Genomic DNA, 13,788 nt, shown 5'->3' with positions numbered 1-13,788 from the left:
TCTTTTTATTTATACAAACTGCGAAATTTAATGTCTGCTTGAGAGCCACGTAGCAAAATCAATATGGCGCAGAAGCAAACAACCACAGCAATAACAAAAGGGAACCCTTGAAAGTAGAGAGATTGTCCCTGACGAGATGAGAAATGGAGCAAGAACGCGCCTAATAACGGAGAAACAGTGATAGCCAGACCCAACATACAGTTCTGCGCTCCCAGATATTCCCCTTGTCGTTCATTGCCTGCACGTAATGAAATCAAAGCACGAAGCGTTGAATCGCTGATCAACGCCAGTGCATGCAAAGCAATTGCGCCAGCAACAATAAGGGGGGATACGGCCAGGCTATAAGCGATAAACGCCAACATATAGAGTCCATAACCGATGATGGCTGTGCGGTATTCGTTACAGCGCGTCACGAACATTTTTAGCAACCAAGTTTGCGTTATGATGATCCCGACGCCGAGCCCGGTGAGAGCCAGCCCGTTTTCACGTGGTCCCCAGCCTAAACGCATTTCATTGAGTAAGACAAAACAGGCCAGAAAAATGCCATAAACCACCATGCCAAGAGCCGAAGCATAAACTAAGCGTCTCAGTACCCCATCCGTTGTCAGTAGTTTCAAGCTGCCCAAAGGATTGGCGCGGCGCCAGTCGAACGAACGCCGGTTCTCCTTGGTCAGACTTTCGTTCAGAACAAACATGGCGGCAATAGCATTCACTGCTGCTAGTGAACCAGCAATGACAAATGGAAGGCGCGGTGCAATCATGCCTAATAACCCACCGAAGGCTGGCCCGGCAACCATGCCGAAGCCAAGAACACCGCTGACCAGCCCGAAACGCGCTGCTCGCTGTGCTTCTGGCGTAACATCTGCTACGTAAGCCGATGCAGCGGAAGTACTAGCGGCGGTGGAACCGGAAAGAAATATACCGACCACCAGCCATCCTAGCGACGGCGCAGTCGCTACTAGCGTATAGCTCAGCGCTGTCCCAAACAGTGTTGAAAGCAATACCGGTCGCCTTCCCCAAGCGTCGCTAAGCGTCCCTAACAACGGAGCGAAAAGAAACTGTGCAAAAGCATATAGTGCGACAAATAACCCGATTAACGGCACACCTGCTTCCGGCGGTTGCGGGGCAACCTCCCGCAACAGATCGGGTAAAACCGGGAGTACAATCCCGATACCCAAAGCATCTACCGCCAATGTCATTAGGATGACTGCTAATCGGCGTTTATGCTGCCGGGTATCAGGAAGGTAAGCTGTTGGGAAAGAATGACTCATACTTGCCTTCCTTTTATTATTGACGGAAAGTGGTGGATTATTGCCTGCGATACATGGGCTACGTGCTCTTCCATCAGACAGCTATAATGATTCCCCGGCACTTCTGCGATACGAATGGGAAGAGTGGAAAACTTCTCCCAACCCCAGGCATTGGTTTCCCGTATTTCCGGCACAACAACCCCTTTTGGTAAGGGTTCTACCGCTTTGACTAACAGCATAGGAATTGGCAACTGTACGGGTGTTGGACGATATTTAGGCGACATATCCGACGCAGCCCGGTAGACATTAAACAATCCGTTAATTGAGCCCATATCATTCTGTGCATGAATCAACGAGAAACGTTTTAATTGCTCTTTGATATAGCTCAGTAACGCCTCACGTGGCAATGCACGCATTTCGTCGTCATCCAAGCTATCGATCATTTCCAGTCGGTCAGTGTAGTAGGCAAAAATACCAAGAATAACTTTGGCAATATCAGCATCTTCCTGATACGGAACTGGTGCATAAGGTGGCGCGGCGGAGTCGAGTAGCACCAGAGAACCGACGCTTTCTCCTTCAGCATGAAGCTGCCGCGCCATTTCATAAGCTACCTTGCCACCCAATGAATGACCGCCGATATGATATGGTCCTTGTTTCTGTACCGAGCGCAAACAAGCAATATAATGTGTTGCTATCTCTTCTACCGATTGGTGCGGCGCTGTTTTTCCATCAAGCCCCAAATACTGCATACCGATAAATGGCAGTTCTCGTGGTAATGCCGCAGCCAAAGGCATAAATTGGGTAACATTGCCGCCCATACCCGGCACACAAAACAAGGGTGAATAATTACCATTACCGCCATGATTAATGGGCACCAGGCAGTAGCGGATATGGGCATTTTCAGGAGCCTGGCTCTTTTTCTCATCAGATAGTGAGCGGACAACACGTGCCATTGTCGGTTGTTCGAGAAACTCCGCCAGTGTCAGACAGTGCTGGAAATGATCACGTAAACGGGAGATCATTTGCGTTGCCAACAGCGAATGACCACCCAGTTCGAAGAAATCATCTTCCAAATGAATCGTCTCTTCACCCAGTAGCTCATACCACAATTGACGAACCGCTTCTTCTGGGCTGGCGGAATCAGATATCACCGATGAGTTCTGTAGTTGCGCACGCCGCACAGTAGTAAATTTACTGACAACGATCTGTGCTTCCATTCCGGCGATAGCCAGATCGAAAATAGCGCAGCCCTCTTGATTACTGAGACCGGTCACACTTTCTTGACGACGTGCAGCATAATCCACAGCCATCCCCACTTCAGCCCAGGTATCCCAGTTAACTGACGTTACCGGTATAGCCTGTTGTCGCCAGTAGTACGCCACGGCATCAAGATAACGGTTCGCCGCCGCGTAGTCTGCCTGACCAATTCCACCTACAAATGAGGCAAGTGAAGAGCACAACAGAACAAAGTCGAGAGGGTCTTGACTCATCGCCGTCATCAGTTGCTGTGTTCCACTGACTTTTGCCGCCATTACATGTCGCCAGTCCTGCGACGTGCCATGTTCCAGCAACCCACTGGCTTCAATACCCGCTGAATGAATCACACCGTTGATAGCGCCAAATCTTGCCCGCATCTGTGCCAGTGCTTTAGTCAATGCCGCGCCATCAGCAACATCAGCGGACAACATCATGATTTCAGCACCAGATTTCCGCAACACATCGAGTAAAGCTTCGCTTGTCGCATTCGTTTCCCGGCGGCTCAAAATACCGAGTTTAACTTTATTGCATTTATTGCTGATGTGACGTGCTAGTAATTGACCGATACCCCCTAGTCCACCAGTAATCAGGTAAACACCGCCATCACGCAGAATTTGCCGGTGAGGTATCTCATCAAACTCGGTAAATGTCTGTAATTCACGCTCACCCTGTTTAAGCGTAATGCTGGTAACCGGTATTCCTTCTGTCGTCTCTTCTGGTTGCATATCTGTATACAGTTCCGCAATCAGCGATTGATATGTAGCAAAAGTGTCATCATCCAGATCAATATGACGTGCAGAACACCCCGGATACTCTGCCGCCAATATTCCTAGCAAACCAAGCGCGGGTGCGGCATTACAGGCTTCCAACACTCTGGCCGCCTGTAGCCCACGGGAAATTAGGGTAATATTAAAAACCCTGTGATGACCGGTGAGCGCTTTAATCGCAGCCGCCAGTTGTTCAAACGCGGCCTCTGGTTGAGAAATCACTGCCGCAGTCCAGCACCAAATGATACGTTCTGGTAGCGCTTGTTGCTGTATCAGGCAATCTATCAGTCGTTGATAATCTTCGGGTTGATCCTTACGCAAACTAAAGCGGTAAGTATCCTGTTGCAGAAATTCATCAGCATCTTCGACAATAATACTACCGGGCGCCGCCGCTTCCCATAAATCACTCAGCTCAGCGGCTTGAGCGCCAAAAATCAGCCACGGCGCACGATTCTGCTTTGTTTCGCCTAGAGGCTTCGGCAACCATCGAGGGTGACGACACCACCGTGCGACATTCGCCTCGCGCTCTGGTTGGAGTGGCAAAGAATTAAACTGCCGTAAATGGTAACCGTGGATTTCAACCAGCACTTGTTTGCAATTCTGACTCTCATCCCAACTAAATAGCGTTATGTTATAGGTCCGTGGCGCCGTCTCAACTGCCAGGCTGTAAAATTCAGCGCATAATGGCTGATGCAGCGTCAGTGAACCATAATGGAACGGGATTGAAGCATCACCCGGTAACAGACAGGCATGTAAGAATACCGTGCCCAAATCGAGCAAAGCAGGGTGTAATGCAATATCAGGTAAATCATCGATAAATGCCGGATTGAGCCGCAACTGTGCCAACGCACAGCGATCACCCATCCAAACACCTGTAATGCATTGCCAATGTGGTCCATAGTCAGCAAATGCCTGATTGAAGCGCTCCGGCGCCTCTGCAACTTCTTCAAGCTGCAAATTCCGACGTAACTCATAAGGCGAAACAATCTCTGCTGGTGGCGAGCATACGGCAGTAATATTACCGTTTGCATGGAGTTGCCACCTGTCATCACCGTCACCGCGAGACTCCAGCGTAAAGGCAAAGCTGTGATCAATGGCGGTCAAGCTAATGCGTATCCGACGCTCAACACCTGACGGAAGTACCAATGGCGAGGGGAAATAAACCTCACTAAAAGTGGCCGTGCCGCCGGGTTGCAATTCGTTAAAAGCACGACGCACTAATTCCAGGCAACCTGTGCCCGGTAATACACCTTGCCCTTCGAAAATGCGATGTTCATTGATAAACCAGACATTATCATTCAGCTTACAAGTAAACTGTGTGACCTCCTCTCTAGCCGATAACTGTGTGAAAGTCGGTACGCTTCTCCGCTGTGTACTTATTACGGCGGCTGATGTAGTGACCGGATGTTCCAACCAGAGATGTTGGCGTTGGAAGGGGTACGCTGGCAGCATAACCCGATGTAATTTGTGTGAATGACCAAATGCAACCCAATCGATGGCGACTCCTTGCTGCCATAACTGCCCGATGGTGTTGAGCAGCACCTCTTCATCTGGTTTCTGCTGGCGAGTACGGCGCATTGTGGTCAGTATCTGAGCTTGGCTTGTCTGCTGTAGATCTTTCAGCATGCTGGTCAGCGCACTCCCCGGGCCTACTTCAAGCAGGATTGGATTGTCATAATGGGTCAGCAACGTAAGAATTCCATCATAGAAGCGTACCGGCCGACGCAGGTGATCGCCCCAATAGCCAGAATTATCGCGATCCTGTTCACTGAACCAACTGCCGCTGACATTGGATATCATCGGAATAGTGCTGGATTGTAGCGTGAAGCCTGCGCTGAATTCCCGCATCTGTTGTGCGGCAGCATCCATTAATGAACTATGAAATGCATGTGATGTCGTGAGTCGCTGGCAAGAAATACCTGCCTTTTCACACTGCTCTTCCAGTACAGCAATATCGTCATGGCTGCCAGTTATCACGCACTGTTCAGGCCCATTGATCGCGGCAAATTCACACTCTGGCGCCAGCGAAACCATGCGTTCAGGTGATGCCTGTACCGCCAGCATTGCCCCTGTGGGCTGACGTTGCATGATTGCAGCACGATTGGCTACCAATGCCAGTGCATCTTCCAGCTCTAACATACCCCCTACGCAGGCAGCAACCAGTTCACCGAGACTATGACCAATCATTGCCTGAGGGGTAATACTCCACGCCTGTAACTGACAGGCCAGCGCATACTCAACAGTGAACAGCGCAGGCTGAGTATAACGTGTAGCATTTAACCGACTGACCGCATTGTCGCGTTCTGATTGCGGATAAATTAACTGCCTGATATCCAGTTTGATGTGTGGTTGTAACAGTTCGGCACAGCGATCAAATTGCTGGCGGAATACACCGTCGCGCAGATACAGCGACCGGCCCATTTCAATAGACTGACTTCCTTGCCCCGGAAACATAAAAATCACTGCCCGATGCTGTTGTTTGCGACTAACAGTCTGCGGCGATAGCTGGCGTAGTTGATTGATTAATTGCTCTCGATCTTTTCCCACAACAAAAGCACGCTCACCGAAAGCGCTACGTCCTTGTTGCAAAGTCCCGGCAATATCCGCCAATGGCTGATGACAGGCAGTCAGTGCTACTGCCAAGCGTTCCCCTTGCTGAATTAACGCTGGCGGCGTTTTTGCTGAAATCGGCAGCAGATGCCAGCGCTCGCCATCTGATATGCGGGTATCTTGCTGACGCGGAGCTTCTTCCAGAATAAGGTGGGCATTAGTGCCGCCAATACCGAAAGAACTTACGCCGGCACGACGTGGCTTACTTGTTTGCGGCCACGGGCGTGCTGTATTGATTACAGCAAACGGAGTCTGTTCGAAGTGGATTGCAGGATTGGGTTGATGATAGTGAATACTTGGCGGCAAAGTCTGGTGACGCAGCGCTAACACGGTTTTGATTACACCCGCGATACCGGCGGCGGCATCAGTATGCCCTATATTTCCTTTCACAGAACCTATTGCACAACTCCCTACAGGCAATGTCTCACCATCAGACTGTTCCACAAAAGCCTGAGTCAGCGCACGTACTTCTATCGGATCGCCTAGAGAGGTCGCCGTACCATGCGCTTCGATATAACTGATGCTGGCGGGCGATACACCGGCGTTACGCAGAGCGTCTTTAATTACAGCAGATTGACCGTCAATACTTGGTGCCGTGTAACTAACCTTTTGTGCGCCATCATTATTGACAGCAGAACCTTTAATTACCGCATAGATAGTATCGCCATCTTCCAAAGCAGCGGACAGACGTTTTAGTAATATCATCCCACCGCCGCTGCCGCTGGCTGTACCGTTGGCCGCCGCATCAAATGGCCGGCAAAGGCCATCTGGAGACATAATTCCGCCGCTGACATGGACAAAGCCAACTTGTTGCGGGTCCAGTGCTACAGCACCCGCCAACGCCATGTTACATTCACCGCGTCGTAAACTTTCGCAGGCAAAGTGAATAGCAGTGAGTGATGACGAACAAGCAGTGCCAATACTGACAGCCGGTCCGCTAAGGTTCAACTTGTAAGCAGTACGTGTAGCGATAAAATCCTTGTCATTACCTATTTGCCACTGACCGGGGTCGAGATGCATCCGGTCTTTATTTGGCATGACGTTTTCCAGCAGGTAATAATTGAAGCCACTGCTACCAAAGACACCCACCGAACGCGGTGTACTATCATTGCCATAGCCAGATAATTCCAGCGTTTCCCATGCCATTTCAAGAAACAACCGCTGTTGCGGGTCCATCACCTGCGCTTCACGTGATGAATAACCAAAGAAGCGTGCATCAAACTCCGCGCAACCCTCCAGCAAACGTGCGCGTCTGACAAATTGCGGGTGACTTAACAGCGCTGGATCGACGCCTCGTTGTAACAATTCCTCGTCAGACAACGCCGCACTGGCATCATAACCCGCCAACAACCGCTGCCAAAAAGTGTCGAGATCTGGCGCTTGTGGGAAGCGGCCAGTCATACCAATAATCGCAATAGTATTGCTATCCTGAGTCGAAACATTCGGCGTTGATGGCGTTGCTGTCTCTTTAGTGACTATCGGCGGTGTGATTGTGGCAGGTGTTTTTTGTTGCGACAGTGTGTCCAGTAGTTGAGCTTGTTGTTGAATGGTGGGATGAGCGAAAATATCGGTGACAGACAAGCCGTGACCAAACACCTCATTCAATTGTTGTAATAGCGCCATAATCCGCAGTGAGTGGCCGCCAGCATCGAAAAAGTTTTCGTCATAACCGATTTCATCCCTCTCTAGCAGTTCACGCCAGATAGCCTCAACGCGACTAAGCGATGGCACAACTTTGACTGGCAAAGGGGAAGATTGATGCTGACCGGCACGTGTCAGTTTCATTTCAGCCAACGCTTTCAGATCGACTTTTCCCGTAATGCCGGTAGGTAGTGCATCAAGAAAGAACAGCGCTGTTGGCACCATAACGTCACTAACCTGTTGGCGTAATGCGTTCAGGATTTCATTACGGCGAGTTTCGCCAACAATGTATCCCGCCAACTCTTTATTCCCTTGGCTATCGGTGATTGCCAGCGCTTCGGCCTGACGTACACCCGGTAACGCACTTAGGGCGGCACGTACAGCATTCAGTTCAATTCGGTGACCACGGATTTTTACCTGACGGTCAACCCGACCAACAAACTCCAGTGCGCCATCCACGCGTTGGCGCACAATATCGCCAGTACGGTACATGCGAGCCTTTAATTGTGGTGCAAAACTATCGGGTAAAAACACCTCAGCGGTTTTTTCATCCATCCCCAGATAGCCCTGTGCAACACAGGTTCCCGCTAAATACAGTTCACCCATTTCCCCCGGCGCCACGGGCTTTCTCTGTTCATCAAGCAGATAGAAGCGAACATCGCCCATTGGACGCAGCACCAGATTTTGTCCTGCGGCATGATAATCGGTAAGGGATACCACAATCGCACATTCAGTAGGGCCATATCCATTCATCAGCCTGCGCCCTACAGACCAGCGTTGGGCGACTTCGGGCATACAAGGTTCACCGGTTACGATAAGCACCTGGAGATTAGGCAGCGGTACTAACGGCACTATCGCCAACGCGGAAGGTACAATCCACAGATGCGTAATCTGTTTATGTGCCAGCCACTCTGTCAGATCACTGCCAGGCAACAGTTGCTGTTTCTTACCGAAGACCACGCAAGCACCCGCTACAAGCGCTGGAAAAATTTCTCCCAACATCACATCAAACACAGGCGAAGAGTATTGTGCTATGCGAGAAGCAGGTTCAAGTCTCAGTTCATCGCGTATTGCCAGAATGTTATGGCAGACACTACGGTGGGAGACAGCAACACCTTTCGGTTTGCCCGTCGAGCCCGACGTGTAAATAACGTAAGCGCAATCATCCGGCTGACAGATCGCCGCCATTGCCATACAGGGTGCGTTGGCTATATCTAACTCATCAATATTAATTGCCGCCAGACCAAGACGCTGGCACAGGGGGGCTGTTTCATTTCGGCATAAAATCGCTTTTATTTTCGCATTATCAATCACATACCGATTTGCTGGTTCGGCATTATCAGGAGCCAGCGGCACAAACACCGCACCAATCCGGTTAATTGCCAGCATTGCCGTGACATTATGTGGATGGTGCCCCATCAGAATGCCAACTCGATCACCACGGCCTACACCTGCTTGTTGTAGTTGCTGCGCCACATATGCCGTCAATGTATCAAGCTGCTGATAACTCAGACTTAATTCATCACTTTCCAGCGCCACATGTCCGCCATACTGGGACAGGTTCTGCTCAAACAACTGAAACAGTCCTTGTGGCTTATCAACAATGAGTTCTGGTTGAGCACTATTGCTGGAATTAATCGTCAACAAATCAGCCAATGCAGTATCTGGTTTTTCAATGAGTTGTGGCAATATCGCCAGCAAATGCTCACTCATCCGCTCCAGAGTGACGGCAGATAACACCCCCGGCATTGTCATAAAGTGAGCGTAAACCTGACCATTTACACGGTTAATCGCCAGCTCCAAATCAATTTTGGCGCGATAGTCCCCCAACTCAACGTCTGAAACCTTCATGTCCCCGAATGTTGCATCGTTTGGTTGATCTAATTCACAGGAAAAAATAGTTTGGAAAACAGGATTTTTACCCGCTACACGAGGCAAATTAAGTGTCTGTACCAAATAATCGAATGGTAAATCCCGATTTTCAAGGATGTCGAGACTAACCTGTCGCGTATGCATCAAGAGTTGTTGAAAAGTTTGCAACTCACGGCTATTGATGCGTACCGGCAAAGTATTAGCAAAGTAGCCAATCAGCGCATCCCATGCAGGTATGGTGCGCAGCGACACCGGTGTGCCGACGATAAAATCCTGCTCGCCGCTTTGCTGGCGCAACAGGAGTGTAAACAAACTCAACCAGACCATAAACGGTGTACAGTTCTGCTCACGAGCCAGTTTCTCTACGCCTTCAACATACAGATGGGGAATAACACAACTTATTGCCGCCGCCTCGTCAGTTGGTGCAGCCATATCATGCAGTGTCAGAGTCGCTGGCGCATTTGCCAATTGTTGACGCCAGAAGTGAATTTGTTGCTGTACCGCTGGATCAGCCAGTCGAGACCGTTGCCAGGTAATGAAATGCCCATAGTTTGCTTCCAACATGGGTAGCATGGGTGCCTTACCGGCCAGATGTGCCTGATAGCAGTGCCGTAACTCATCAGAAAGTATTGCCAGCGAGCGGCCATCGGAAATAATGTGATGCAGAGTAATACAAAGCACATGTTCTTGCGGGGACAACGTAAACAGTACCGCACGGATGAGTGGCCCATTGGCGAGATCGAAACTTGCCATCATTTCTTCCCGCAATTTCGATGCCAGCGCTGACTCACCGCCGGCGATATTTTGCTGGCGCAGGGGGAGCGTTAATTCAGATGCAACCTGATAACTGGGTTCAAAACTGGATGTTCCATCCGGCCCGCTTACTTTGCTGACTTGGCTAGAGAATGTAGTGCGCAATACATCATGACGTTGCACTATGTCATTCAGTGCCTGCATTAACGCACTAAAATGCAGATTACCATGCAGACGCAATGTGAAAGGCACGTTGTAACTGCAATCATCCGGCCGTTGCATCGCAAGCAACCACAAACTGCGCTGACCGAATGAGAGTAAATCACTGATCTGCGAAACGTGCTGCATAGTAACACTCTGTTTCGCGCCGCTCTTTTCGACACCGTCCTTTTCAATACTATCCAGTAACGAGGCCAACCCGACGATAGTCGGATGATTGAAAATAGCGGAAAGCTTAAGCTGAACACTAAATGTCTTATTAATCTGTGTAATCAAATTGGCAGCAATTAATGAATTGCCGCCACAATAGAAGAAATTATCTTCAGTACCGATGACCTGAACCCCTAACGCTGTTCTCCATAATGCCAGCAGTTGTTCTTCACGAGCGTTAGCGGGTTCTGTCATCGATTCTTGATTTTCTGGTAGCGAAAAATCAGGAACCTGCAAGCGCTTGCGATCAACCTTCCCGTTGGGTGTGGTGGGTAATTTATCGAGAAACACGAAAGCACGCGGCATCATATGCCCGGGTAGCCGCAGGGACAAATAACCACGTAACTTGTCAGTATCAGCCGATGACACAACATAGGCGACCAGCACTTTATTATTTGTACTGTCATTACAGGCGACAACCGCACACTGGCGCACATCTGCGTGTTCCAGTAGGGCACTCTCAACTTCACCTAATTCGACGCGAAAACCGCGAATTTTAACCTGATGATCACTGCGTCCCATGAAGTCAATAGTACCGTCAGCCAGGAAACAGCAAATGTCTGAGGTGCGATAAAATCGCGTACCACTATTATCTTGCGCAAAACTGTCTGCCACAAAACGGCCCTGGCTATCGAATTTGCCGGTAATAAATTTTTCTGCTGTGAGTTGAGGATTGTTGAGATATCCTTTCGCTACGGTAACACCAGCAATCAACAATTCACCACTAACGCCGATTGGCACCTGTTGCAGATGTTCATCAACAATGAACAGTTCGCAGCTAGCCAGCGGTCTCCCCAATGGAATCACTCGCCCGGCTTCTAACGGGTGTGTTTCCGGATCAAAAACAGTGCTGTCAATGGTTGCTTCGGTTACACCGTAAGAACCGAGAATACGCGCATCTTGGCGGCAAAGCGCTTGTGCTGCATGCAGCTCATGACCAAACCAGACATCAGCCCCGCACACCAGCGTTGATAATCCATCCAGACGTTTCCCATTATCCTGACAGAACTGAATTAATTGACGCAGTACTACAGGAGGAAAATCACCGAAGGTCACGCCTTCGCTCATCATCAAGCGGTACATTTCAGGGGCATCTAGCAACCACTCACGCGGACACATAATCAGGCATCCACCACAACCCAGAGTACGACTGAAATCCCCTATACTGAGATCGAAAATCGGTGCGGCAAGTTGTAGCGATACCGGTTCACCGGGTTGGGTGAAACGATAGTCATGGCGCCAGGCATGGTACGATGCATGTAGACTACCGTGGCTTACCTCTACCCCTTTGGGATTACCTGTTGAACCAGAAGTATAAATAACATAGGCTGAATCACTCTCCTGAACCGGCCAAATGGGTTGCTCCTCCGGCGGAGCTGGTTGACGAAACAGCCCATCAACTTCCAGCGTGATAGCATGAAAATCAAGCAAACTAACAGCATCCTGTTCACTGGTGAGGATCAGTACTGGCTGTGCATCATTTATCTTGTCGGTAAAGCGAGGATCAGCAGGGGACAACGGCACATAAACCGCGCCGGCAGAGAGAATAGCGTAAAAAGAGATGACAATTTCTGGCCGGTAGCTCATAAACACTGCAACCCGGCTACCCGGCCCAACGCCGCACTGGCGCATCTTCGCGAGCAGACATTGCGCATATTGGTCCAGTTGAGCATAGGTGAAACGTTGATCACGCCAAACAATCGCTCGTGCATCTGGATTATTACCCACCTGTGACTTGATGCGTTCAGCCACCGAAATAAATTCCAATACAGGTAGAGGTTCTGCCGGCCGGGAGAAGCGAGCCAGTGTCTCCAGCTCTTCTGGCGGCAACATGCTACATGTGGAGACAGAACGTTCAGATTCACTTAACAAGGAATCCAACAATTTCTCATAGTGATTCACCATGCGAGTAATGGTGAGGGTATCAAATAAATCGGTATCAAATTCAACCAGACAGAGTAGGGAATTCGGGGATTCTTCTATCGATAACGTCAAATCATATTTAGCAGTATCAGAATGGATAAATTGTATTTCTGCTTCTAATCCATCCAGTTGCAATGCTTGTCCCGGGCTCTTCAAATAATCAAACATAATTTGAAAAACAGGAGCATGACTCAGAGAACGTAGGGGCTGTACCACATCGACAATCTCATCAAACGGCAAATCAGCATTTTCATATGCATCAAGCAATATATCGCGTGCTTGAACTAATAGATCACTGAAACTTATTCCCTCGCTAAAGCGAAAACGCAGCGGTAACAAATTGATAAAAAAGCCAAGACGGACATGTTCATCAATACTGTGACGATTCGCAAATGGACTGCCAATAACGATGTCGTCATCGTATGAATAACGATTCAGTAATACGGCAAAAGCGGAAATCGCCACCATATAAGGTGTTAATCCATAACGTTGGCAGATTTTAGAAATACGTCCAACGAGAGATAAAGGAAGTGACTTCTGATATACCGCGCCACGTCCCCGTTGTTCTAATAGCCGCGGCCGATCGGTGGGTAATTTATGTAGTTCAGGCAATTCCGCGAGCTGTTTTCCCCAATAGCTGCGTAAGCGTTGCCGACGGGCGCTATCGATATGAATATCTGTTACAGAGTCACTGACATGCGGGTAGGTAATTGCTGCCAACTTAGGTTGTTGACCGATTTTATACTGGTTATAGGCATGGCTAAAATCATTAAGAAAAACGTGAGTAGACCAATCATCAAATACAATATGGTGAAGCGTAAATATCAACTGATGATCGTTCTCTTGCCGACGAAGCAATAAACAACGAAAAGGCAAATCGTTACTGAGATTAAAACAATATCTGGCTTCGTTATTATAGATTGACTTTATTTTGGTTTCGCATTCTTCCGGGGAGTAATAGCTGAGATCACTGATACGTAATTCAGGCCGCTGCGGATGCAACGTTATCTGTAATTCTCCATTGAGAACATGAAATTGTGAACGCAACACGGGGTGACGCTCAATCATAAAAATAATAGTTTGTTCAAGCGCTTTCCTATCTAACGTACCACGCAAACGTAACGAAAATGGCACGTTATATAATGCTGAGTCCATATTTCCTTGGCTAATAAGCCATAGCCTGCGTTGAGCAGGTGTTGGCAATAAGAACGGAACATTTGATGAGGTGTTTGAATGATTACTCACAACATTTTTCCTAAGATAAAAGGGTTCTTGAAGCTTAATGA

Annotated in this window: 2 protein-coding genes; both read right to left on the bottom strand. The window is 49.0% G+C overall.

Annotated elements, in window-relative coordinates; all coding sequences use genetic code 11:
- Positions 1-5: 5 nt before the first annotated feature.
- Positions 6-1,271, bottom strand: coding sequence for an MFS transporter (locus TI10_RS04670; protein WP_049582057.1), 1,266 nt, complete (start codon positions 1,269-1,271; stop codon positions 6-8).
- The gene (locus TI10_RS04665; protein ID WP_244161506.1) at positions 1,268-13,747 is read right to left on the bottom strand and encodes a hybrid non-ribosomal peptide synthetase/type I polyketide synthase; all 12,480 of its coding nucleotides are present in this window, start codon (positions 13,745-13,747) and stop codon (positions 1,268-1,270) included. The genes TI10_RS04670 and TI10_RS04665 overlap by 4 nt, the downstream gene beginning before the upstream one ends.
- Between the last annotated feature and the right edge of the window lie 41 nt (positions 13,748-13,788).

It is taken from the genome of Photorhabdus luminescens subsp. luminescens (assembly GCF_001083805.1).
Taxonomy (GTDB): Bacteria; Pseudomonadota; Gammaproteobacteria; order Enterobacterales; family Enterobacteriaceae; genus Photorhabdus; species Photorhabdus luminescens.
Note: the sequence above shows the minus strand (reverse complement) of the source record. Positions and strands in the feature narration are given on the sequence as shown.

Excerpts from the sequence above, each read along its gene's own strand:
- TI10_RS04670 (WP_049582057.1), bottom strand. The coding sequence starts at position 1,271 with ATGAGTCATTCTTTCCCAACAGCTTACCTTCCTGATACCCGGCAGCAT.